This window comes from Pseudomonas sp. PS02288, assembly GCF_029959715.1.
Lineage (GTDB): Bacteria > Pseudomonadota > Gammaproteobacteria > Pseudomonadales > Pseudomonadaceae > Pseudomonas_O > Pseudomonas_O kuykendallii.
The window spans coordinates 32,432-54,117 of sequence record NZ_JASCPA010000010.1; the positions used below are offsets into that span (position 1 = coordinate 32,432).

21 protein-coding genes are annotated in these 21,686 nt (G+C 68.6%); 8 read left to right on the forward strand and 13 right to left on the reverse strand.

What is annotated here, in order from left to right:
* Positions 1-27: 27 nt before the first annotated feature.
* Positions 28-1,416 (reverse strand): DUF2868 domain-containing protein, encoded by a 1,389-nt coding sequence (locus QMX85_RS06380; protein WP_282339310.1) that lies wholly within the window; start codon positions 1,414-1,416, stop codon positions 28-30.
* A gap of 102 nt (positions 1,417-1,518) precedes the next feature.
* On the opposite strand from QMX85_RS06380, the gene QMX85_RS06385 reads away from it, so the two are divergent.
* Positions 1,519-2,034, forward strand: a complete 516-nt coding sequence (locus QMX85_RS06385) for a dihydrofolate reductase (RefSeq protein WP_282339311.1) — start codon at positions 1,519-1,521, stop codon at positions 2,032-2,034.
* A 63-nt stretch (positions 2,035-2,097) separates the two neighbouring features.
* On the opposite strand, the gene QMX85_RS06390 is transcribed toward QMX85_RS06385, so the two are convergent.
* The gene (locus QMX85_RS06390) at positions 2,098-2,559 is read right to left on the reverse strand and encodes a metallophosphoesterase family protein (protein ID WP_282339312.1); all 462 of its coding nucleotides are present in this window, start codon (positions 2,557-2,559) and stop codon (positions 2,098-2,100) included.
* A 183-nt stretch (positions 2,560-2,742) separates the two neighbouring features.
* Here QMX85_RS06390 and QMX85_RS06395 point away from each other — a divergent pair, with 183 nt between their 5' ends.
* The gene (locus tag QMX85_RS06395) at positions 2,743-3,102 is read left to right on the forward strand and encodes a DUF1090 domain-containing protein (protein WP_282339313.1); all 360 of its coding nucleotides are present in this window, start codon (positions 2,743-2,745) and stop codon (positions 3,100-3,102) included.
* Positions 3,103-3,189: 87 nt separating this feature from the next.
* On the opposite strand, the gene ilvD is transcribed toward QMX85_RS06395, so the two are convergent.
* Positions 3,190-5,028, reverse strand: coding sequence for a dihydroxy-acid dehydratase (gene ilvD, locus QMX85_RS06400; protein ID WP_282339314.1), 1,839 nt, complete (start codon positions 5,026-5,028; stop codon positions 3,190-3,192).
* Positions 5,029-5,399: 371 nt separating this feature from the next.
* Entirely contained in the window at positions 5,400-6,596 is a 1,197-nt protein-coding gene (locus QMX85_RS06405; protein WP_090224203.1) for a class I SAM-dependent rRNA methyltransferase, read from the reverse strand.
* A 126-nt stretch (positions 6,597-6,722) separates the two neighbouring features.
* On the opposite strand from QMX85_RS06405, the gene QMX85_RS06410 reads away from it, so the two are divergent.
* Positions 6,723-7,904 carry an NnrS family protein gene (locus QMX85_RS06410; RefSeq protein WP_282339315.1) on the forward strand — a complete coding sequence of 394 codons (1,182 nt, stop codon included), beginning with the start codon at positions 6,723-6,725 and terminating at the stop codon, positions 7,902-7,904.
* On the opposite strand, the gene QMX85_RS06415 is transcribed toward QMX85_RS06410, so the two are convergent.
* On the reverse strand, positions 7,893-8,573 hold the full coding sequence (locus tag QMX85_RS06415; RefSeq protein WP_282339316.1) for a Crp/Fnr family transcriptional regulator: 681 nt from the start codon (positions 8,571-8,573) through the stop codon (positions 7,893-7,895). The two genes, QMX85_RS06410 and QMX85_RS06415, sit on opposite strands and share 12 nt — an antisense overlap.
* A 161-nt stretch (positions 8,574-8,734) precedes the next feature.
* Here QMX85_RS06415 and QMX85_RS06420 point away from each other — a divergent pair, with 161 nt between their 5' ends.
* Complete coding sequence (locus QMX85_RS06420) at positions 8,735-10,252, forward strand: acetyl-CoA hydrolase/transferase family protein (RefSeq protein ID WP_282339317.1); 1,518 nt, start codon at positions 8,735-8,737, stop codon at positions 10,250-10,252.
* Between the two features lie 56 nt (positions 10,253-10,308).
* Here QMX85_RS06420 and QMX85_RS06425 read toward each other — a convergent pair whose 3' ends face one another.
* Complete coding sequence (locus QMX85_RS06425) at positions 10,309-10,848, reverse strand: type 1 glutamine amidotransferase domain-containing protein (RefSeq protein ID WP_090224196.1); 540 nt, start codon at positions 10,846-10,848, stop codon at positions 10,309-10,311.
* 236 nt (positions 10,849-11,084) lie between these two features.
* On the opposite strand from QMX85_RS06425, the gene QMX85_RS06430 reads away from it, so the two are divergent.
* The 3 genes from QMX85_RS06430 to QMX85_RS06440 all read left to right on the forward strand — a co-directional run bounded on the left by QMX85_RS06430 (position 11,085) and on the right by QMX85_RS06440 (position 13,245).
* Positions 11,085-11,897, forward strand: coding sequence for an HDOD domain-containing protein (locus QMX85_RS06430; protein ID WP_175534289.1), 813 nt, complete (start codon positions 11,085-11,087; stop codon positions 11,895-11,897).
* A gap of 91 nt (positions 11,898-11,988) precedes the next feature.
* On the forward strand, positions 11,989-12,801 hold the full coding sequence (mutM, locus tag QMX85_RS06435) for a bifunctional DNA-formamidopyrimidine glycosylase/DNA-(apurinic or apyrimidinic site) lyase (RefSeq protein WP_090224193.1): 813 nt from the start codon (positions 11,989-11,991) through the stop codon (positions 12,799-12,801).
* Positions 12,802-12,900: 99 nt separating this feature from the next.
* Positions 12,901-13,245, forward strand: coding sequence for a multidrug transporter (locus QMX85_RS06440; protein ID WP_282339318.1), 345 nt, complete (start codon positions 12,901-12,903; stop codon positions 13,243-13,245).
* 28 nt (positions 13,246-13,273) lie between these two features.
* Here QMX85_RS06440 and ggt read toward each other — a convergent pair whose 3' ends face one another.
* The 6 genes from ggt to QMX85_RS06470 all read right to left on the reverse strand — a co-directional run bounded on the left by ggt (position 13,274) and on the right by QMX85_RS06470 (position 19,680).
* Positions 13,274-14,971 (reverse strand): gamma-glutamyltransferase, encoded by a 1,698-nt coding sequence (gene ggt / locus QMX85_RS06445; RefSeq protein ID WP_282339319.1) that lies wholly within the window; start codon positions 14,969-14,971, stop codon positions 13,274-13,276.
* A 1-nt stretch (position 14,972) separates the two neighbouring features.
* Positions 14,973-15,224, reverse strand: coding sequence for a YfhL family 4Fe-4S dicluster ferredoxin (locus QMX85_RS06450; RefSeq protein WP_058163014.1), 252 nt, complete (start codon positions 15,222-15,224; stop codon positions 14,973-14,975).
* Between the two features lie 143 nt (positions 15,225-15,367).
* Complete coding sequence (gene coaD / locus QMX85_RS06455; protein ID WP_090224188.1) at positions 15,368-15,847, reverse strand: pantetheine-phosphate adenylyltransferase; 480 nt, start codon at positions 15,845-15,847, stop codon at positions 15,368-15,370.
* Between the two features lie 142 nt (positions 15,848-15,989).
* Positions 15,990-17,582, reverse strand: a complete 1,593-nt coding sequence (locus QMX85_RS06460; protein WP_282339320.1) for a GMC family oxidoreductase — start codon at positions 17,580-17,582, stop codon at positions 15,990-15,992.
* Positions 17,583-17,658: 76 nt separating this feature from the next.
* Complete coding sequence (locus QMX85_RS06465; RefSeq protein WP_282339321.1) at positions 17,659-18,204, reverse strand: twin-arginine translocation pathway signal protein; 546 nt, start codon at positions 18,202-18,204, stop codon at positions 17,659-17,661.
* Between the two features lie 33 nt (positions 18,205-18,237).
* Entirely contained in the window at positions 18,238-19,680 is a 1,443-nt protein-coding gene (locus QMX85_RS06470; RefSeq protein ID WP_282339322.1) for a coniferyl aldehyde dehydrogenase, read from the reverse strand.
* A 216-nt stretch (positions 19,681-19,896) separates the two neighbouring features.
* On the opposite strand from QMX85_RS06470, the gene QMX85_RS06475 reads away from it, so the two are divergent.
* Positions 19,897-20,562: a TetR/AcrR family transcriptional regulator gene (locus tag QMX85_RS06475; RefSeq protein ID WP_282339323.1), complete on the forward strand. Its 666-nt coding sequence runs from the start codon at positions 19,897-19,899 to the stop codon at positions 20,560-20,562.
* 73 nt (positions 20,563-20,635) lie between these two features.
* Here QMX85_RS06475 and QMX85_RS06480 read toward each other — a convergent pair whose 3' ends face one another.
* Positions 20,636-21,628: a hydrolase gene (locus tag QMX85_RS06480; RefSeq protein ID WP_282339324.1), complete on the reverse strand. Its 993-nt coding sequence runs from the start codon at positions 21,626-21,628 to the stop codon at positions 20,636-20,638.
* Positions 21,629-21,686 lie beyond the last annotated feature (58 nt).

Genomic DNA, 21,686 nt, shown 5'->3' on the forward strand with positions numbered 1-21,686 from the left:
GCGTCATCCATCCGGCGTTCGATCGGCTCAGTCATGGCCCGTCTCCAGCCAGCCCAGCGGCGCATCGCCGTGCTTCAGGCCGAGCGCATCCAGCGCCTGGTGCCAGTCGCCCAGGCGGGCGCCGTCCAGCGCCTCGCCGGGGAGCGGCGCGAGCAGCCAGATACGCGTGGCCGCGGCGCAGCGCGACAGTTCGCCGATCAGCGCCAGGGTGCCGCGGTCGGGCGAGCGGCGTGGGTCACAGGCGATGGCCAGGCGCGCTGGCGCGAAGCGGCTGAGCTGATCGAGCAGGCGATTGCGCTGTTCGCGGCTGTCGAGGATGCCGGCATCGGCGACGCCCGCGGGCAGCGCCGGCGGCCAGGGGCGGCGGTCGTCCAGCTCGATGGCCACCAGCAGCGCGCCCTGGCCGTCGCCGATCAGCGCCCCGGCCCTGTGCTCGGGCAGCGACGCCGGCGCGGCATCGGCCACGCCGAGGCGTTCGCTGGTCGGCTGCAGGCGCTCGCGCAGCACCTGGTAGCCCGGCAGCGAGAGGTCCAGCGCCAGGCGCCGCGTGCCGGTCTTCCAGCGCCACAGGCAGAGCAGCGCCAACAGCAGGCGCGGCAGCAGGCCGTAGACCAGCAGCACGCCGAGCAGCCAGCCGGCCCAGGCCTGGCGCGCGCTTTCGTCGACCAGGGCCTGGGCGCCGCTGGCGCGGATCGCCGTGGCGTCCGGCACGCTCAGGCCGAGCAACGCGGGCAGGGCGCCGAGGGCCTGGGTCAGGGCGACGAAGGTGTCGCCGCCGAGGATGGTGGTCTCCCAGACGAAGCCGTAGCGGCGGGTGGCGAACAGCATCAGCAGGGTCACGGCGGCGGTCGCCAGCAGCAGCGTCCATAGCCCGTGCACCAGCAGGCCGAGGCCCCAGCGGCTCAGGCGCTGGCGGCGCAGCAGGATCAGCAGCGCCGGCAGCAGGTGCGCGGCCTGGGCGTCGCGGGCGAGTTTTTCGCTGAGCCACAGCCAGAGCCGCCCGAGCGCGCCACCGCCGTTGCCGAACGCCGACGCCAGCGCCCAGCCGAGCAGGGTGATCAGGTTCAGGCCGAGCAGGCTGCCCAGCGCCCAGAAAACGTTGACCGGGCGCAGGCCGTCGCCTAGCGCGGCGACGGCGAGGCTCGCGCCGCTGACCAGCGCCAGCAGGGCCAGCATCAACAGCGCCAGTCGCGCGCCCTGTCGCCAGTGCAGCAGTGCGGCGCGCTGGCCGTCGCGTTCGGCCAGCAGCAGGGCGCGGGCCTCGATGCGTGCGCCCAGCTCGCCGCCGGCGGCGCTCGCCCGGCGGTTGGCTTCGGCGTCTTCCAGCGGGCCACCGTGTTCTTCGCGCAGGCGCACGGCTTCGGTCAGCCAGAGGCGGTCGAGGGGGGCGATCGGGGGCAGGGCGGTATCGGGCACGCGGCGGCTCGTCTGGCGGATTGAGCCCGAGGATAACCGCTTGACGCCCCGGCTTCACCCGCGCGGCTTCATTCGCCGACGTCGAGCCGTTATCCTCCGCGGATGAATACGACCCGGCTACCCCTCGCCCTGATCGCCGCTCTCGCGCAGAACCGCGTGATCGGCCTCGACAACAAGATGCCCTGGCACCTGCCGGCGGACCTCAGGCACTTCAAGGCCATGACCCTCGGCAAACCGGTGATCATGGGCCGCAAGACCTGGGATTCCCTTGGCCGTCCGCTGCCGGGGCGCCTCAACCTGGTGGTCAGCCGCCAGCCCAACCTGCTGCTGGACGGCGCCGAGGTCTTTCCGACCCTGGAACAGGCGCTCCTGCGCGCCGAGCAGTGGGCGCGCGAGCAGGGTGCCGACGAGCTGATGCTGATCGGCGGCGCGCAGCTCTATGGGCAGGCGCTGGATCAGGCCGACCGGCTGTACCTCACACGCATCGCCGCCAGTCCCGAGGGCGACGCCTTCTTCCCGGCGTTCGATGAGGCGCAGTGGGCGTGCATCTCCAGCGTCGAGCATCCGGCCGACGGCGAGGCGCCGGGTTACGCGTTCGAGGGGTGGGTCAGGCGCTGAGGTGAGTGGTGCGCGCGGCGCAGGCGTTCGTAGGGTGCGCCGTGCGCACCGCCAGCACCGAAATCAGGGCAGCAGCGTCTTCAACTCGGCGCTGACTGCCAAACCGTCGATGTGCAGGTAGGCGATGCCGATCGGCAGCTTGAAGCGACGCGGGCCGGCGCTGCCCGGGTTCACGTAGAGCACTCCGTCGCGGAGTTCCTGACGCGGGACGTGGGAATGCCCGCTGACCACCACGTCGATGCCTTCCGCGACCGGGTCGAGGTCGAGTGCCTTGAGGTCATGCAGGACATAGACGCAGACGCGTCCGAAACGGATCAGCAGGCGCTCGGGAATGTCCGCGGCCCATTCCTGGTCTTCATCGTTGTTGCCGCGGATCGCCGAGAGAGGCGCTATCCTCTCCAGCTCGACGAGAATCCCGGGATTGCCGATGTCGCCCGCGTGGATCAGATGATCGCACTGCTTCAGAGCCTCCAGCGCTTCGTCGCGCAACAGACCGTGGGTATCCGAAATCAGTCCGATCTTCATCACTACCCTTGTGCAGAAAATGATCGCGAAGGGCCATCTTCGCACAGCGTCCGGCAGAAAACAGGGATCTTCGGCGAATTGGCCTGATCTGTTGCCGTTTCAGGTTCGCCGCGGGCGAACAGGCTCCGCCAGGCGCCCGCGCGGGCATGGCGGATACACGCTGACTATCGAAAGGATCTACCGATGAGCATGCTCGTTCGCCTCTGCGCCCTGTCTTCGCTGCTGCTGCTCGCCAGCCCCCTGCTGGCGGCGCAGAGCTGTACCGACAAGGAACATGAGCTCCAGCAGAAGCTCGACGAGGCGCGCCAGCAGGGCGACAGCGCGCGGATCGACGGGCTTTCCACGGCCCTCGATCAGGTCCGCGAGCGTTGCACCGAAGAGAGTCGGGCTGCCGACCGCAAGGATCGTATCGCCGCCAAGCAGGCCGAGGTGTCGAAGCGCGAGGCCGACCTGCGCGACGCCCAGCGTGACGGCGACCCGAAGAAGATTGCCAAGCGCGAGCGCAAGTTGCGTGAGGCCCGTGAGGAATTGATGCGCGAGTAACGCGCGCCGCGCGTGGGTACGCGGGCATCGCAACGAAAAAAAGCCCGGCGGTTGCCGGGCTTTTTCGTGTGGGCATGCCGGTCGGGATCAGCCGTCGAGCAGCGCCTTGTTACGTACCGCGCCCTTGTCGGCGCTGGTGGCGAGCAGGGCGTAGGCCTTCAGCGCGGTAGTTACCTTGCGCGCGCGCGGGGCGGCGGGCTTCCAGCCTTTCTTGTCCTGTTCGATACGGCGATGGGCAAGTTCCTCGTCGCTCACCAGCAGGTTGATCGAGCGCTTCGGAATGTCGATCAGCACCTTGTCGCCGTCGCGCACCAGGCCAATGGCGCCACCAGCCGCGGCTTCCGGCGAGGCGTGGCCGATGGACAGCCCCGAGGTGCCGCCGGAGAAGCGCCCGTCGGTGAGCAGCGCGCACTGTTTGCCGAGGCCCTTGGACTTCAGGTACGAGGTCGGATAGAGCATTTCCTGCATGCCCGGACCGCCCTTCGGGCCTTCGTAGCGGATGATCACGATATCGCCAGGCTGCACCTCGTCGTTGAGGATGCCCTTCACCGCGCCGTCCTGGCTCTCGAAGACCTTGGCGCGGCCCTCGAAGACGTGAATCGACTCGTCGACGCCGGCGGTTTTCACCACGCAGCCGTCGAGGGCGATGTTGCCGTAGAGCACCGCCAGCCCGCCTTCCTTCGAGAAGGCGTGCTCGACGCTGCGGATGCAGCCTTCGGCGCGGTCGTCGTCCAGGGTTTCCCAACGGGTCGCCTGGCTGAACGCGGTCTGCGTCGGGATGCCGGCCGGGCCGGCCTTGTAGAAGGTCTTCACCGACTCGTCCTGGGTGACGGTGATGTCCCATTTCTCGATGCCTTCGCCTAAGGTGCGGCTGTGCACGGTCGGCAGGTCGGTGTTGATCAGGCCGCCACGGGCCAGCTCACCGAGGATGCCGATGATGCCGCCGGCGCGGTGCACGTCTTCCATGTGGTACTTCGGCGTGTTCGGCGCCACCTTGCACAGCTGCGGCACCTTGCGCGACAGGTCGTCGATGGCGCGCAGGTCGAAGTCCAGCTCCGCCTCCTGGGCGGCGGCCAGCAGGTGCAGGATGGTGTTGGTCGAGCCGCCCATGGCGATGTCCAGGGTCATGGCGTTCTCGAAGGCCGCGCGGTTGGCGATATTGCGCGGCAGCACCGAGGCGTCGTTCTCGCCGTAGTAGCGGCGGCACAGCTCGACGGCGGTGCGCCCGGCCTGGAGGAACAGCTGTTCGCGGTCGGCGTGGGTGGCCAGCAGCGAGCCGTTGCCCGGCAGCGCCAGGCCGAGGGCTTCGACCAGGCAGTTCATTGAGTTGGCGGTGAACATGCCGGAGCAGCTGCCGCAGGTCGGGCAGGCGCTGCGCTCGTATTCGGCGACCTTCTCGTCGGAGGCGCTGGAGTCGGCGGCGATGACCATCGCGTCGACCAGGTCCAGCCCGTGGCTGGCCAGCTTGGTCTTGCCGGCTTCCATCGGCCCGCCGGAAACGAACACCACCGGGATGTTCAGGCGCAGCGCGGCCATCAGCATGCCGGGGGTGATCTTGTCGCAGTTGGAGATGCAGACGATGGCGTCGGCGCAGTGCGCGTTGACCATGTACTCGACGGAGTCGGCGATGATCTCGCGGCTGGGCAGCGAATAGAGCATGCCGTCGTGGCCCATGGCGATGCCGTCGTCCACGGCGATGGTGTTGAATTCCTTCGCCACGCCGCCGTGTTTCTCGATCTCGCGGGCGACCAGCTGGCCGAGGTCCTTCAGGTGCACGTGGCCGGGCACGAACTGGGTGAAGGAGTTGGCGATGGCGATGATCGGCTTCTTGAAGTCTTCGTCCTTCATCCCGGTGGCGCGCCAGAGGGCGCGGGCGCCGGCCATGTTGCGGCCGTGGGTGGAGGTTTTCGAACGGTAATCGGGCATGACGGTTTCCTGCGGCTGATCAGGTCGTTATGAGGCGTATGGTGAGCGTCGCGAAAAACGGATGCAAACGGCGTTGACCGTGCGTACGCGATGGCCGAAGGGCGAGGCGGGATCACCGCTCGCGTGGCCCAAACTCAGGCCCGCCGAAGGATGGATGGCAGGGAATGCTGCGATTCTACGCCGCAGCTCGCGCCGAGGGAAAGGCTGGCCGGGCGGCGGGGGCGGTGTCGTTGGTCCGGCTCGGTGTATTCAGGCGTGCTTCGCCGTGGTCGGCGAAGGCACATGCCTGCGGCTCGAGTCGCGCCCCGGTGAAACGCCGCTGACGGCGAAGATGCAGGGGGCGCGGGAGGGTGCGGCGCAGGCGGCGCCGCTCAGGCGCTCGGCAGCAGACGACAGATCAGGCTCTTGATGTAGCGCGTTTCGGCGATGGCCGGGTGCACCGGATGGTCCGGGCCCTGGGCGCCGCGTTCGAGCAGCTGCATGTGGCGGTCGAGGTGGCGGGCGCTGCCGAGCAGGACGTTCTGCAGGTCGTCCTCCGGCAGGTGCATCGAGCAGGACGCGCTGACCAGGATGCCGTCCTTGTTCAGCAGGCGCATCGCCTGCTCGTTGAGGCGGCGGTAGGCGGCCTCGCCGTTCTTGAAGTCCTTCTTGCGCTTGATGAAGGCCGGCGGATCGGCGACCACCACGTCGAAACGCTCCTCGGCGGCCTTGAGCTCCTTCAGCGCCTCGAAGACGTCGCCTTCCACGCTGATCACCTGGTCGGTCAGGCCGTTCAGCGCGGCGTTGCGCTGCACGCCGTCGAGGGCGAAGGCCGAGGCGTCGACGCACATCACTTCGCTGGCGCCGAAGGCCGCGGCCTGCACGCCCCAGCCGCCGATGTAGCTGAACAGGTCGAGCACGCGCTTGCCCTTGACGTAGGGCGCCAGGCGCGCGCGGTTCATGCGGTGGTCGTAGAACCAGCCGGTCTTCTGGCCTTCCATCACCGGCGCCTCGAACTTCACGCCGTTCTCTTCCAGCCCGACCCACTCCGGCACTTCGCCATGGGCGACGCTGACGTAGCGCTCCAGGCCTTCCGCGTCGCGCGCGGCGGAGTCGTTCTTCCAGAGGATGCCGCTGGGCTTGAGCACCTGGACCAGCGCGGCGAGCACGTCGTCCTTGTAGCGCTCCATGGTCGCCGAGGCGAGCTGGGCCACCAGGATGTCGCCGAAGCGGTCGACCACCAGCCCGGGGAGCAGGTCGGAGTCGCCGAATACCAGGCGGTAGAAGGGCTTGTCGAACAGCCGCTCGCGCAGCGACAGGGCGACCTTGATGCGGTGCACCAGCAGCGACTTGTCCAGAACGTGCTTGGTGTCACGGGACATCAGGCGGGCGCAGATCAGGTTGTTCGGCGAGAGGGCGACGATGCCCAGTGGCTTGCCTCCGGCTGCCTCGAGGATCGCCTGGTCGCCGGCAGCGAAGCCGGCGAGCGGCGAGGCGGCCACGTCGATCTCGTTGCTGTACACCCACAGGTGACCGGCACGCAGGCGGCGATCGGCGTTGGCTTTGAGGCGCAGGCTGGGTAAGGACATGTTCATCTCCGGAAGGGGAGTGGAATTCTAGCCGGATAGTCGTCGCCGTGCAGGATTTGACATTTCTCATGGCGCCAGACAAACGGCGCGGCGCAGAGTCGGCGCGCTCATCGATGGAGGTGCCCCATGCTTCAGATTTCCCGACCCGCGCTGGGCTTTCCGCTCTGGCGCCTGGGCTTCCGGCCGTTCTTTCTCGGCTGCGCCGCCTATGCCTGCGTGGCGCTGGGCCTGTGGCTCCTGGCGCTCTCCGGCGCCCCGGTCTGGCAGCCGACCGGCGGTTGGCTGGCCTGGCACCTGCACGAGATGCCGTTCGGCTTCGGCGTGGCCGCGGTGGCCGGTTTCCTGCTCACCGCGGTGCCGAACTGGACCGGCGCCCAGGCGCTGTCGGGCCCGCCGCTGGCCGCGCTGTTCCTGCTCTGGCTGCTGACGCGCCTGGCCTGGCTTGGCGGCGCGCCGCTGGCGTTCTGCGCGGCGCTGGAGCTGGCCTTCCTGCCGTTGCTGGCCTTCGCGCTGGGCCGCAGCCTGTGGCGCGCACGGCAGCGCAACAACTACCCGCTGGTCGGCGTGCTGCTGCTGTTCGCCCTCGCCGATGGCCTGGCGGTGGCCGGGCAACTGCTCGATCGCGCCGACTGGCAGCGCCAGGGCGCGCATGCGGCGCTCTGGCTGCTGGCGGCGCTGAGCGGAATCATCGGCGGGCGGGTGATTCCGTTCTTCACTCAGCGCGGTCTCGGTCGGACGCAGGCGGTGCCGGCCCTGAAGTGGCTGGAGCGCCCGGCGCTGGCCGGGTTGGCCGTGCTCGCGGTGCTCGCGGCGGCGGGCCTCGATCTGCAGCCACGCGCCTGGATGGCGCTGCCGTTCGGCCTGGTGGGCGTGCTCCACGGCATTCGCCTGTCGCGCTGGTACGACAAGGGCCTGTGGCGCGTGCCGCTGCTCTGGTCGCTACACCTGGCCTACGCCTGGCTGGTGCTGGCGCTGCTGGGCATGGCCGCCTGGCACCTCGGGTTGATCGATAACGGCAGCGCCGCGCTGCACGCGCTCACCGTCGGCGGGCTGGCCGGGTTGATCCTGGCGATGATGGCGCGGGTCTCCCTGGGCCACAGCGGCCGTCCGCTGTTGCCACCGGCGGGCATGCGCTGGGCGTTCGTCGCGCTGAATGCGGCGGCGTTCGCCCGCGTACTCTTGCCGACGTGGCTGCCGCAAGGCGCGCTGGTGCTCGCCGGCCTGCTCTGGCTGCTGGCGTTCGGGATGTTCCTGGCGCGTTATGCGGGTTGGCTGTGCCAGCCCCGGGTGGACGGGCTATCGGGCTGAACGCAGGCGCTGCAGGGCGTCGGCGTCGAGCAGGGTGACGGCGGTGCCGCGCCCGCTGATCAGCCCCTGGCGGCGCCAGTCGGCGAGTTGCCGGCTGAGGGTTTCGCCGCGCATGCCCAGGCTCGCGGCAAGCTGGCCGAGGCGCAGCGGCAACTTCAGGTCGTCGTTACCCTGGACGCCGCGTTGTTCCAGCAGATAGCCGGCCAGTCGCTGGGCGCAGGAATCCGCCGCCAGCCGCTCGCCCAGGTCCACGCTGCGCAACAGGCTGCCGCTGACGCTCTGCAGCAGGCGCAGGGACAGCGCCGGGTGCGCCGCGCAGAGCCGGTGCAGGGCCTCGCGTGGCAGCCACCAGCCGGACACCGTGGTCTGCGCGCGGGCGCTGGCCGGGTAGCGACCGTCGGCCATGAACAGCGCCGCCACCGCGATCAGCTCGCCGCGGCCGAACTGGCCGAGCACGCGCTCCTCGCCATCCAGGCCGAAGCGCAGCACCTGCACCTCGCCGTCGCCGAGCAGCAGGCAGCGTCGGGCCTGCTCGCCGCTGCGAAACGGCAGGTCGCCGGCGGGAAAGCGGCAGCGCTGCAGGCTGCCGGAAAGGGTCTCCAGCTCGGTCGGCGGCAGGTCGTGGAAGAACCGATGGGCGGCGAGCAGGTCGAGGGCGGAGGAGGGCATGGCGGTCGGCGTCGGGAATGAGCGCGCATCTCAGCACAGGCAGTGGACCGGGCGCCAGTTGCGCACCGGGCGCGCCTGCGACTTTGGTATGACGCACGTTTCGTAGGGTCTTGCATCGACTACGCTGCGCACCTTCCAGCCCAGCTCGCGAGACCCCAACCATGCATTCCGACCGTGTGCGCCTGCCCTCCCTGCTCGACAAACTGATGAGTGCGGAGCAAGCCGCCGCGCTGATCGAAGACGGCATGACCGTCGGCATGAGCGGTTTCACCCGCGCCGGTGAAGCCAAGGCGGTGCCGCGCGCGCTGGCCGAGCGGGCCCGCAAGCATCCGCTGCAGATCAGCCTGATGACCGGCGCCAGCCTCGGCAATGACCTCGACAAGCAGCTCACCGAGGCCGGCGTGCTGGCCCGGCGCATGCCGTTCCAGGTCGACGCCACGCTGCGCAAGGCGATCAACGACGGCAGCGTGATGTTCATCGACCAGCACCTCTCGGAAACCGTCGAGCAGCTGCGCAACCACCAGCTCAAGCTGCCGGACATCGCCGTGATCGAAGCGGTCGCGATCACCGAGGACGGCCACATCGTGCCGACCACCTCGGTGGGCAACTCGGCCAGCTTCGCGATCTTCGCCAAGCGGGTAATCGTCGAGATCAACCTGGCGCACAACCCGAATCTGGAAGGCCTGCACGACATCTACATCCCCACCTACCGGCCCACCCGCACGCCGATCCCGCTGACCCGCGTGGACGACCGCATCGGCAGCGGGGCGATTCCGATCCCGCCGGAGAAGATCGTCGCCATCGTCGTCAGCAACCAGGCGGATTCGCCATCCACCGTGCTGCCGCCGGATGCGGAGACTCAGGCCATCGCCGACCACCTGATCGATTTCTTCAAGGGCGAAGTGGCGGCCGGGCGCATGAGCGACAGCCTCGGCCCGCTGCAGGCCGGCATCGGCAGCATCGCCAACGCGGTGATGTGCGGGCTGATCGAGTCGCCGTTCGAGAACCTCAGCATGTATTCCGAGGTGCTGCAGGACTCCACCTTCGACCTGATCGACGCCGGCAAGCTGCGCTTTGCCTCGGGCAGTTCGATCACCCTGTCGGCGCGGCGCAATGCCGAGGTGTTCGGCAATCTGGAGAAGTACAAGGACAAGCTGGTGCTGCGCCCGCAGGAAATCTCCAACCACCCGGAAGTGGTGCGCCGCCTCGGCATCATCGGCATCAACACGGCGCTGGAGTTCGACCTCTACGGCAATGTCAACTCGACCCACGTCGGCGGCACGAAAATGATGAACGGTATCGGTGGCAGCGGCGATTTCGCCCGCAACGCGCACCTGGCGATCTTCGTCACCAAGTCCATCGCCAAGGGCGGCGCGATCTCCAGCGTGGTGCCGATGGTCAGCCACGTCGACCACACCGAGCACGACGTCGACATCCTGGTCACCGAGCAGGGCCTGGCCGACCTGCGCGGCCTCGCTCCGCGCGAACGGGCGCGGGCAGTGATCGACCATTGCGTGCACCCCAGCTACCGCGCGGCGCTGAACGACTACTTCGAGCGTGCCTGCGCCAAGGGTGGTCACACCCCGCACCTGCTGCGCGAGGCGATGCAGTGGCACATCGACCTGGAGGAAACCGGAAGCATGATCGGCGGCGTACTGGGTGTGGCGGCAAGCGCCTGACCTGAACCGCGAACGAAAAAGCCCGGCATCGCCGGGCTTTTTCGTCTGTGTCGCGATCAGGCGGCCAGCACGTCGATCAGCTTCTGGCTGAAGGCCGGGATGTCATCGGGCTTGCGGCTGCTGATCAGCGTGCCGTCCACCACCACCTGCTGGTCGATCCAGTTGGCGCCGGCGTTCTTCAGGTCGTCGGTCAGCGATGGCCAGCTGGTCATGGTCTTGCCCTTGACCAGGCCGCTGCTGGCGAGAATCCAGCCGCCGTGGCAGATCACCGCGATCGGCTTGTTCGCGTTCGCCGCGCCCTTGACCAGCGCCTGGGCCTTCTCGTCGGTGCGGATGGTGTCGCCGTTGACCACGCCGCCGGGCAGCAGCACGGCGTCGTAATCGTCGATATTGGCGCTCTCGAAGGTCTTGTCGACCTCGAAGGTGTCGGCTGGCGTGGTGTGGTTCCAGCCGGTGACCTTGCCGGTCTTGGCGGAAATGATGTGGGCCGTCGCGCCGGCCTTTTCCAGGGCGTCCTTGGGGCCGGTCAGCTCGACCTGCTCGAAACCGTCGGTGACCAGGATGGCGACTTTCTTGCCGTTCAGCGATGCGTTCATGATCTCTCCTCGAAGGTCTGGGGCGCAGCCTGCAAGCCCCCTCGCAGAGCCTGGCGGGGCCAGCTTGCGCGCTGCGCCGTGCAAGAAATACCGAACGGCGCCTCAGGTGAAAGTTCGGTGTCGCGGACGAGCTGCAAATGGCAAACTGCGGCAATTCCCCCCACTTCACCGATGTACCCGACATGTCCCAGGAACTCTCCTCCGAACAGATCCGCAAGGCCCTGCAAGGCATCAGCGTGCCGCCCCAACCGCAGATCATGGTCGACCTGCAGATGGAGCAGCTCATGCCCAACCCGGACCTCAAGGCGATCGCCAAGCTGATCAGCCAGGACCCCGGTTTGTCCGGCGCGCTGCTGAAGATCGTCAACTCGCCCTACTTCGGCCTGGCCAACAAGGTCAGCTCGATCCAGCGCGCGGTGAACCTGCTGGGTTGCAACAGCGTGATCAACATCATCAACGCGCAGTCGATCCGGGGCGAGATGAGCGACGAGACCATCGTCACCCTGAACCGCTTCTGGGACACCGCGCAGGACGTCGCCATGACCTGCCTGACGCTGGCCAAGCGCGTCGGCATCCAGGCGGTGGACGAGGCCTACGCGCTGGGGCTGTTCCACAACTGCGGCATCCCGCTGATGCTCAAGCGCTTCCCGCACTACATGAGCGTGCTGGAGGAGGCCTACGCCAGCACCACCGCCGAGCGCCGCGTGGTGGATACGGAAAACCGCCTGCTCAACACCAACCACGCGGTGGTCGGTTACTACACGGCGCGTTCGTGGAACCTCAACCCGCACCTCTGCGAGGCGATCGCCAACCACCACAACGCGCTGGCGATCTTCAGCGAGGACTCCGGGCGCGACAGCCAACTGAAGAACCTGCTGGCGATCCTCAAGATGGCCGAACACATCTGCGGCTGCTACCGGGTGCTCGGCGGCCAGACCGAGGACCACGAGTGGCACGTGGTGCGGCCTTACGTGCTGGATTACATCGGCCTCTCCGAGTACGACTACGAAACCCTCAAGGAAAGCATCCGCGAGCTGGGCGTGGGCTAGCCACTGCCCGTAGGGTGCGCCATGCGCACCTTGCGGATCGCTCGATGCGCTTTTCCCGCGCCTTACCCCTCCCTGGCAGCCCGACGTTCCCATGCCCGAATTACCCGAAGTCGAAACCACCCGCCGCGGCATCGCTCCCCACGTCGAAGGTCAGCGCGTCGAGCGGGTGATCGTGCGTGAGCGGCGCCTGCGCTGGCCGATTCCCGAGGACCTCGACGTGCGCCTGTCCGGGCAGCGCATCGAACACGTCCAGCGGCGCGCCAAGTACCTGCTGCTGCAGGCCGAGAGCGGCACGCTGATCGCCCACCTGGGCATGTCCGGCAGCCTGCGCCTGGTGCCCAGTGGCCAGCCGGCGCTGAAGCACGAACACGTGGATTTCGAGCTGGAGTCGGGGATGTCGCTGCGCTACACCGACCCGCGCCGCTTCGGCGCGCTGCTCTGGAGCGCCGATCCGCTGGCCCACGAGCTGCTGCGCAACCTCGGGCCGGAGCCGCTGACCGACGCCTTCGACGGCGAGCGCCTGTTCGAGCTGTCGCGCGGGCGTTCGATGGCGGTCAAGCCGTTCATCATGGACAACGCGGTGGTGGTCGGGGTGGGCAACATCTACGCCAGCGAGGCGCTTTTCGCCGCCGGCATCGACCCACGGCGCGCGGCGGGCGCGATCTCCAGGGCGCGTTACCAGCGCCTGGCGCAGGAGATCAAGCGCATCCTCGCGCATGCCATCGAGCGCGGCGGCACGACCCTGCGCGACTTCGTCGGCGGCGACGGGCTGCCCGGCTATTTCCAGCAGGAGCTGTTCGTCTACGGTCGTGGCGGCGAGTTCTGCAAGGTCTGCGGCAGCACCCTGCGCGAGGTTCGCCTGGGCCAGCGCGCCAGCGTGTATTGCGGCCGCTGCCAGCGCTGAGGCGTGACCTCTCGGCGATGATAAGAAGCGCACGCTGACAATTGCCGCGGCGCTGTTATAGTTACGGCCAACGCCCCGCATCCCCTGAAGGACCGCCCGATGAACCTGTTTCGTTGCACTGCTCTTGTCTTGGCGCTGACCACCGTCTCGCTGGCTTTGCCTGCCCAGGCCGGGCAGGTAGTGGAGGAGAACTCGTCCGGCGACCCGATGTACACCGTCGAGGCGCCACCTGCGTATGCAATGATCGGCGATCTGGTTATTGCGCGGCCCCTGCTGATCGCGGCGACCGTGATCGGCGCGGCTGCGTTCGTCGTGGCACTGCCGTTCACCGCTGCGAGTGGCAGCATCGGCGACTCTGGCAAGGCGCTGGTGGTCGATCCCGGCAAGGCTGCCTTCGTGCGTTGCCTGGGCTGCACCACCACCGGTTACAACCACGCCGACTGAGGCGAACCCCGCTGCAAAGAAAAGCCGGTCAATCGACCGGCTTTTTCATGGCCCTCGGAAACACCGCGGCGGTGCCGATGCCGCGGGGGTCGCTGGCGGCTTCGACGCGGTTGGACGGCTTGTGCCAGCGCAGCACCTGCAAATTGCCGTAGCGCCGGTCGACCTGCCTGAGCGTATAGCCGCGCGCCTGCAGCTCGGCGACTTCCGCGGCGCTGAAGGCATCCGCCTCGTACTCCAGCACGTCCGGCAGGTATTGATGATGGAAGCGTGGCGTCTTCGGCCATTCGGCCACCGGCTTGCCGTCGAGGTAGTCCAGCACGGCGAGCAGCACCATGCTCGGGATGCGGCTGCCGCCGGGCGTGCCGAAGGCAGCGAAGTCGTCGCGGCTCTCGATGAAGGTGGGGCTCATGCTCGACAGCGGGCGCTTGCCGGGGGCGATGGCGTTGGCCTGGCTGCCGCTGAGCGCGTAGGTATTGGAACCCTGCGGATCGGCTGCGAAGTCGTCCATCTCGTCGTTGAGCAGCACGCCGCTGCCGGCCGGGCTGAAGGCGGCGCCGAAGGGCAGGTTGATCGATAGGGTGGCGGCGACCGCGCGCCCGTCGGCGTCGAGCACGGCGAAGTGCGTGGTGTTATCGCCTTCGCGCCAGGCGGGCGAGGGCGGCAGTTCGGCGCTCGGGGTGGCCCTGGTCGGGTCGATGCCAGCGGCGAGGCCCTTCAGGTAATCGGCGCGCAGCAGCTTGGCCAGCGGCGCGGCGACGAAATCCGGGTCGCCGAGCAGGCCGCGGTCGCGGTAAGCGCGGCGTAGCACTTCGGTGACGTAGTGCGCGCGCTGCAGCTTGTCGGCCTCCGCCAGCGGCAGTTGCTGCAGCATGGCGAGGCTCTGCGCCAGGGCCATGCCGCCGGCCGAGGGCGGCGGCGCAGCGATCAGCTCGCGGCCGCCGGCGAGGGCGAAACGCAGCGGCGTGCGTTCGACCACGCGGTACTTGTCCAGGTCTTCCAGGGTCCAGATGCCACCGGCGGCGCGCACGCCGTCGACCAGCCGCTGCGCCACGGCGCCCTTGTAGAACCCGTCGCGGCCCTGTTCGGCCAGTGCTTCTAGGGTGGCGGCCAGTTCCGGCTGGCGCAGCACGCTGCCTTCGGTCGGGACGTCGCCGTCCACCAGGAACAGCCGTGCGCTTTCCGCATCGTCGCGCAGCGCGGCGAGGCGCCAGGCGGCGCGTTCGCGGTAGACGGCGTCGACCGCGAAACCGTCGCGGGCTAGCCGGATCGCCGGCGCCAGCGCGCGTTTGAGCGGCAGCTTGCCGTAGCGTGCGGAGAGGTCGACCAGCGCCGCCGGCAGGCCGGGAACCGCCGCGGCCAGCGCGCCGTCGAGGGACAGCCGCGGCTGCACGGCGCCGTCGCGCCGGTAGAGGTCGGCATTGGCGGCCTGCGGAGCGCGCTCACGGGCGTCGAGGAAGTTGTAGCGCAGCGGATCGCCCGGGCGGCGCAGCAGGAAGAAGCCGCCTCCGCCGAGTCCCGAGCCGTAGGGTTCGACCACCGCCAGCGCGGCGGCCACGGCGACGGCGGCGTCGAAGGCGTTGCCGCCGTCATCGAGGATTTCCCGGCCGGCGGCGGTGGCCTGCGGGTGCGCACTGGCGACGGCGGCCTCGCCGGTGCTCTGGGCCTGGGCGGTGCAGACGAGAAGGAGGGCGGCGAAGCCGAGGAACGCCCGCTGCAAGCGGCGCATGTCAGGCCTTGCCCGTGATGATCAGGTACTTGCTCATCAACTGCTCCCGAGTCTCGACGCGCGCCTCGTCGAGGGGAATGCAGTCCACCGGACACACCTGCTGGCACTGCGGTTCGTCGTAGTGGCCGACGCACTCGGTGCACAGGTTGGGATCGATGACGTAGATCTCCTCGCCTTGGGAAATCGCCCCGTTCGGGCACTCGGGTTCGCAGACGTCGCAGTTGATGCAATCGTCGGTGATTTTCAGGGACATCGAACAACTCCTGCCGAGGCGAACGGCCTGGGCACTGGCAAGGTGGCCGTAAATTGTGCCGCATCGTCGCCGGGCTTGCACGCCGCGGCGGCGAATGGGTAGGGGCGCGGCGTTCGATCCGGCCGCGCGCGAAGGGTTCCCGCTCAGCGCTTGAAGCGTTGCGCGAGGGCCCGGGCGACCGCCGGATGAACGAACTTGGTGATGTCGCCGCCGAGGTTGGCGATCTCGCGGACTAGCGTCGAGGAGATGTAGGAGTAGTGCTCCGACGGCGTGAGGAACAGGCTCTCCACGTCCGGCGCCAGTTGACGGTTCATGTTCGCCAGCTGGAATTCGTACTCGAAGTCGGACACCGCGCGCAGGCCGCGCAGGATGATGTTGGCCTGCTGCTCCTTGACGAAATGCGCCAGCAGCGTGGAGAAGCCGACCACCTCGACGTTGGGCAGGTGCCGGGTCACTTCGCGGGCCAGTTCGACGCGTTGCTCCAGGGGGAACAGCGGGTTCTTCTTCGGGTTGGCGGCGACGGCGATGACCACGCTGTCGAACAGTTTCGATGCGCGTTCGATGAGATCGCCGTGCCCCTGGGTGATGGGGTCGAACGTACCCGGGTACAGCACTCGGTTCATCGCGATGTCCTGGCAGGATCAAGGGGACCCGGATGGTAGCGCAGCAGGCCGGAGCGGCCAAGCGGGGCGCGATGGCGTGATCGTCGGCATTCTTGTGGCGAATGGGCGGGATGCGCGCCGCGCCGAAGCGGTGCTGCGCGGCTCACGCCTTCAGCCGCTCGGCCAGGTGCGTGGCCAGCTGGGCGGTGAGCCCGTAGACCGACAGCTGCGGGTTGGCGCCGATGCTGGTGGGGAACAGCGAGCCGTCGTGGATCGACAGGTTCTGCAACTGGTGATGCCGGCCCAGGCTGTCGGCGACCGACCGTTTGGGGTCCTCGCCCATGGCGCAGCCGCCCATCACGTGGGCACTGCCCAGGCGCGTGCGGAACAGCTCCAGGCGCAGGCCGTCGATCAGCTCGCGCGCGGCCTTTGGCGTGGTCACGTAGTTGGCGTCGGCGTGCAGCGGCAGCACCGCCTTGGCGCCGGCGGCGAACTGGATCTCGGCCATGGTCTGGAAGGACCGGCGCAGGCCGTCCCAGGCGTAGTCGCTGACCTGATAATCGAGCACAGGCGAGCCGTCGCCGCGCAGCTCCACGCTGCCGCCCGTGCTCTGCGGGTGGAAGCCGTCGCGCAGCAGGGCGAGCATCACGTTGGTGTGCGGCAACTGTTCCATGCGCAGCGCGTTTTCCTCGCCGAAGCGGCCGAGCAGGGTGGAGGACAGCGCCGGTTGTAGCGGCGGCACTTCGAGCTTGAAGGACATCCGCCCTGTGGGGCCGTCGTCCCACTGGAAATGGTCCGAATAGATCGACTGCGGTGCCCCGTAGAACGGGTTGATGACCTGCTCGAACTGCGCGGCGGAGAAGTTCACCAAGTGCAGGAAGGTGCGCTTGCCGGTGCGCCCGTGCGGGTCCGGCGCGGCGGAGCGCAGGAGGATCGCCGGGGTGTTGATGCCGCCGCCGGCGAGCACGTAATGCCGCGCCTTGACCGTGATGCGTCGCCCGGTCGGCGCCACGCAGCGTGCGTCCAGCGCCTGGCAGCTCAACCCGGTGACCTTGTCGCCGTCGAGCAGCAGTTTGTCGGCGCGAGCCAGGTAGAGCAGCTCGCCGCCCTTGTCGAGGGTTGCCGGAATGGTCGTCACCAGCATCGATTGTTTGGCGTTGGTCGGGCAGCCCATGCCGCAGTAACCGATGTTCCAGCAACCACGGACGTTGCGCGGGATGACTTTCCAGTGATAGCCGAGCTTCTCGCAGCCCATGCGCAGCACGTCGTTGTTGCCGTTCGGCGGCAGCGCCCAGGGCGTCACGCCGAGGCGCTCCTCCATGCGCGCGAACCAGGGCGCCATCTCGGCGGCGCTGTGGCCCCTGACGTCGTACTCGCTTGCCCAGTGTTCGAGGGTCGGCTCCGGGGTGCGGAAGCTGGAGGTCCAGTTGACCAGCGTGGTGCCGCCCACTGCGCGACCCTGGAGGATGACGATGGCGCCGTCCTTGCTCATCCGGCCGATGCCTTCCTGATAGAGGCTCGGGTACGCCTCGGCCTCCTGCATCTTGAAGTCGCTGCTGGTCTTCAGCGGACCTTCCTCGATCAGCAGCACCTTGTAGCCGGCGGCGCTGAGGATTTCCGCCGTGGTGCCGCCGCCGGCGCCGGTGCCGACGATGGCCACGTCGCATTCCAGGGTCAGGTCGCTTTCCAGGCGCGAGCCGTCGTGGGTCTTCCAGCCGCGGGCCAGGCCTTCGCGGAACGGATCGGGTACGGGCATTCAGGCTTCTCTCTTGTTCTTATGGGGTCCGAATTCGCAACGCGCTTGCGGGCTGGCGGGCGACGCGCCGCCATCGTCAGATCGTCGGCGGGCCGGGATAGCCGCAATGCGCCCAGGACTCCTGGCGGCTGTACCAGGCCATCATCACCAGCTTGAGCAGGGACTCGTGGCCCATGCGCAACAGGGAGATGGAGCTGTCCTGCCAGCGTGCGAGGAACTGGCGGATGTCGTCGGCTCCGGCGTTGTCCCAACTGCCCCACACGCCGGTCAGCGGCCCGCGGGTGATCGGCAGGGCGAGCACGTCGAACAGTTGCAGGGTCAGCGTGAGCAATTCCGGGGAGAGGTGGTCGAGGCTGTAGTCGAGGCTCTGCAGGGTGCCGTCGATCGCCGCGGGCATCTGCGCGGCAGGCACCCCGCCTTCGAGCATTACCGGGATCAGTGCGCGGAGAAAGGGCAGGTCGGTTTCGCGCAGCACGGTATAGCCGCTGGCCGGGCTGCTCGCCGAACAACCGCTGAGCGCGGCGCCGAAGCCGGCGGTGGCGAGGAACGCCGAGCCGACCAGGCCGACCCTGAGCAGGCCGCGGCGGCTGAGCGCCGGGGTGGAAAGCGTGGTGTTGGTCATTCGTGTGGTCACTCTAGGGTTCGCCGCACCGCGTCAGCGGATGAACAGTCTGTAGACCAGCTTCTGGATCGCCTTGCCGTAGGGCGGGTAGATCATGCGCGCGGCGTTGAAGCGCGGTTTGCTGAACACCGCCTTGGCCTTGCTGAAGGTGAGGAATCCCTCGTGGCCGTGGTAGTGGCCCATGCCCGAGGGGCCGACGCCGCCGAAGGGCACGTCGTCCTGCGCGACGTGCAGTAGGGTGTCGTTGAGGCAGACGCCACCCGAGTGGGTCTGCGCCAGCACGCGGCGCTGCTCGGCCTTGTCGTAGCCGAAGAAGTACAGCGCCAGCGGGCGTGGCCGCGCGTTGACGTAGTCCAGCGCCTCGTCGAGCGTCCCGTAGGGAATCACCGGCAGCAGCGGACCGAAGATCTCGTCCTGCATCACGCGCATCTCGTCGTTCACGTCCAGCAACAGGGTGTGCGCCAGGCGCGCGCCCTGGCTCTGCGGGAACAGCGGCAGCAGGGTTGCGCCATGTGCCTGGGCATCGCTCAGGTAGTCGTTGAGCCGGGCCAGCTGGCGCGGGTTGATGATCGTCGTGTAGTCCGGATTGTTCTCCAGCGCCGGGAAGAAGCGCTGCACCGCCTCGCGGTAGGCGGCGACGAATTCCTGCAGGCGCGCCCGCGGCACCAGCACGTAGTCCGGGGCGATGCAGGTCTGCCCGGCGTTCAGCGTCTTGCCCCAGGCGATGCGCTCGGCGGCCTGCGCCATCGGCGCCTCGGCGCTGATGATCACCGGAGACTTGCCGCCCAGTTCGAGGGTCACCGGCACGAGGTTGTCCGCCGCCGCGCGCATCACCTGGCGGCCGATGCCCGTGGCGCCGGTGAATAACAGGTGGTCGAAGGCCAGGCGCGAGAAGGCGATGCCCACCTCGACGTCGCCCTCGACCACCGCCACCAGGTCTTCCGGATAGATCTTCGCCAGCAGGGTCTTGAGCAGGCGCGAGGTGGCGGGTGTCGATTCGCTCATCTTGATCATCACCCGGTTACCCGCCGACAGCGCGCCGATCGCCGGACCGAGGGCGAGAAACAGTGGGTAGTTCCACGGCACCATCACGCCGATCACTCCCAGCGGCTGGTAAACCACCTGGGCGCTGGCCGGCTGGAACTGCAGCCCCACGGCGCGCCGCGAGGGCTTCATCCATTTGCGCAGGCGCTTGCGGGCATAAGCGATGCCGTGCAGGCAGGGCATGATTTCGGCGAGCAGGGTTTCATCGGCCGAGCGGTTGCCGAAGTCCGCGTTTATGGCGGCGACGATCGCCTGCTGTTCATCGAGCAGCAACCGGTGCAGATCGCCGAGGCGGCGGATGCGCGCCTCGGCGGAAGGCATCGGATCGGCCCGAAAGGCGGCGCGTTGCCGGGAGAGAAGCGCTTCCAGCGGCCCGGCATCCTGGGGGTGGACGGACGGCAGCGGGGTGATCAGGGCGAGATCGGCGGGCATGGCGGCACCTTGGCGGGGCGGTTGTTATTGTCGTTCGGGAATTTTTAGAGCAATTGCTCTAAAGTGTCAAATGTCGGGGCGCCCGCGCCTGTCGAGAGCCTGGGCGCCCGGCGCGAACCGCGCCAGCCAACCAAAAGCGGGTGCGGCCGATCCGTGGAGGTGTGCCCATGCGCCCCGCGTTGTACCTTGTGCCCACCTGCCCCCATCGAGCGAGCCATGCCGCCAGCACCCAAGACCCGCGAGCGCATCGTCCAGGCCAGCCTGCAACTGTTCAACGCGCAGGGCGAACGCAGCGTGACCACCAACCACATCGCCGCGCACCTGCAGATTTCGCCGGGCAACCTGTACTACCACTTCCGCAACAAGCAGGCGATCATCGCCGAGTTGTTCGCCGAGTACGAAAGCCGCGTGGATGTCTTCCTGCGCCGTCCGGAGCGCGCGCTGACGGTGGACGACAAGACCTTCTATCTGGAAGCGGCGCTCGCCGCGATGTGGCACTACCGCTTCCTCCACCGCGACCTCGAACACCTGCTGGAAACCGACGCCGCGCTGGCCGAGCGCTACCGGCAGTTCGCCCAGCGCTGCCTGACCCACGTGCAGGCCATCTACGCCGGCTTCGTCGAGGCCGGCATCCTGAGCATGACCCCGGCGCAGGTGGAGGCGCTGAGCCTGAATGCCTGGATCATGATGACCTCCTGGGTGCGCTTCCTCTGCACCGTGCGCGGCGCCTCCGCCGAGCTCGACGAGGACCTGATGCGGCGTGGCGTCTACCAAGTGCTGGCGCTGGAAGGCGGCTACCTCACCCCCGCCGCGCAGGGTGCGGTGGATCGGCTCTACGACCGTCTGTTCGTGCCATTGGAACGAGTGCTCGGGCAGGAATAGCTGTCCAGGACGTAGGGTGGATCACGCTTCATCGATCCACCGGCGGAGCGACGTGGATGGGAACAGGGCCTGGCTAGCGCTTCGCCAACTGCGCCAGCCACTGCGGGATGCGGCGCTCCAGGTAGTACACCGGGCGCCGCGGCGAGCCCTCGACGAAGCCGACGTGCCCGCCTTTCGCCTGCAGCTCCAGGGTGGTGCTGGCCGATAGCTCGTCCACCGTCGGCACGCTGTGGGCGAAGACGAACGGATCGTCGGCGGCCTGGATGATCAGCGTCGGCACGCGGATGTCGCCGAGGAAATAGCGGCTCGACGAGCGCCGGTAGTAATCCTGCGCATCGGCGAATCCGTGCAGCGGCGCGGTGATGCGTCCGTCGAAATCCCAGAAGGTGCGCACATCGTCCAGCGGACCGAGCTTCTCCATCACCGACAGCCGGTCGGCCATGCCCTGGTGGGCGAACAGGCGCTGCTTGTCCTTCACGTAGGCGAGCATGGCGCGCATGAAATGCGCCTGGTAGACGCGCGAAAACCCCAGGCCGATGCGGTCGGCGCACTGGTCCAGGCGAAAGGGCACCGACACCGCCACGGCGCCCCGCAGCGGGCAGTTCGCGGCGCGCTCGCCGAGGTACTTGAGCAGCACGTTGCCGCCCAGCGAATAGCCCACCGCGTGCAGCGGCGCCAGCGGACGCTTGCGCTGCAGGTGTTCGATGACCGCGCCGAGGTCGTCGCTGGCGCCGGAGTGGTAGGCGCGCGGCAGCAGGTTCGGCTCGCCCGAGCAGCCGCGCCAGTTGATCGCCACGCTGGCCCAGCCGTTCTCGCCCAGGCGCCCCTGCAGGCCCATCACATAGTGCGAGGCGGACGAGCCGGTGAGTCCGTGCAGCACCAGCACCAGCGGCGCATCGGTGTCGCGCGGGCCGTGCCAGTCGAGATCGATGAAATCGCCGTCCTCCAGCCATAGCCGCTCACGCTGGCGCTCGAGCGGCTGCGGCCTGCGGCAGAACGGCGACCACAGCGTCTGCAGGTGCGGGCCGGGCAGCCACCAGGCGGGCTGGAAGGGGGCGTCGGGCATGCGGGGACAATCCTCGGGAGGTTTTATCGGCGTCATGCTACCGCGTAGGACTGTTGCC

Bases quoted from the DNA above. Each gene is read 5' to 3' on its own strand.
- QMX85_RS06450 (WP_058163014.1), bottom strand. From the start codon at position 15,224: ATGTCCCTGAAAATCACCGACGATTGCATCAACTGCGACGTCTGCGAA.
- mutM (WP_090224193.1), top strand. From the start codon at position 11,989: ATGCCCGAATTACCCGAAGTCGAAACCACCCGCCGCGGCATCGCTCCC.
- QMX85_RS06385 (WP_282339311.1), top strand. From the start codon at position 1,519: ATGAATACGACCCGGCTACCCCTCGCCCTGATCGCCGCTCTCGCGCAG.
- QMX85_RS06390 (WP_282339312.1), bottom strand. From the start codon at position 2,559: ATGAAGATCGGACTGATTTCGGATACCCACGGTCTGTTGCGCGACGAA.
- QMX85_RS06420 (WP_282339317.1), top strand. From the start codon at position 8,735: ATGCATTCCGACCGTGTGCGCCTGCCCTCCCTGCTCGACAAACTGATG.
- QMX85_RS06475 (WP_282339323.1), top strand. From the start codon at position 19,897: ATGCCGCCAGCACCCAAGACCCGCGAGCGCATCGTCCAGGCCAGCCTG.
- QMX85_RS06440 (WP_282339318.1), top strand. From the start codon at position 12,901: ATGAACCTGTTTCGTTGCACTGCTCTTGTCTTGGCGCTGACCACCGTC.
- ggt (WP_282339319.1), bottom strand. From the start codon at position 14,971: ATGCGCCGCTTGCAGCGGGCGTTCCTCGGCTTCGCCGCCCTCCTTCTC.
- coaD (WP_090224188.1), bottom strand. From the start codon at position 15,847: ATGAACCGAGTGCTGTACCCGGGTACGTTCGACCCCATCACCCAGGGG.
- QMX85_RS06425 (WP_090224196.1), bottom strand. From the start codon at position 10,848: ATGAACGCATCGCTGAACGGCAAGAAAGTCGCCATCCTGGTCACCGAC.
- QMX85_RS06415 (WP_282339316.1), bottom strand. From the start codon at position 8,573: ATGCCCTCCTCCGCCCTCGACCTGCTCGCCGCCCATCGGTTCTTCCAC.
- ilvD (WP_282339314.1), bottom strand. From the start codon at position 5,028: ATGCCCGATTACCGTTCGAAAACCTCCACCCACGGCCGCAACATGGCC.
- QMX85_RS06460 (WP_282339320.1), bottom strand. From the start codon at position 17,582: ATGCCCGTACCCGATCCGTTCCGCGAAGGCCTGGCCCGCGGCTGGAAG.
- QMX85_RS06395 (WP_282339313.1), top strand. From the start codon at position 2,743: ATGAGCATGCTCGTTCGCCTCTGCGCCCTGTCTTCGCTGCTGCTGCTC.
- QMX85_RS06470 (WP_282339322.1), bottom strand. From the start codon at position 19,680: ATGCCCGCCGATCTCGCCCTGATCACCCCGCTGCCGTCCGTCCACCCC.
- QMX85_RS06480 (WP_282339324.1), bottom strand. From the start codon at position 21,628: ATGCCCGACGCCCCCTTCCAGCCCGCCTGGTGGCTGCCCGGCCCGCAC.
- QMX85_RS06465 (WP_282339321.1), bottom strand. From the start codon at position 18,204: ATGACCAACACCACGCTTTCCACCCCGGCGCTCAGCCGCCGCGGCCTG.
- QMX85_RS06405 (WP_090224203.1), bottom strand. From the start codon at position 6,596: ATGTCCTTACCCAGCCTGCGCCTCAAAGCCAACGCCGATCGCCGCCTG.
- QMX85_RS06410 (WP_282339315.1), top strand. From the start codon at position 6,723: ATGCTTCAGATTTCCCGACCCGCGCTGGGCTTTCCGCTCTGGCGCCTG.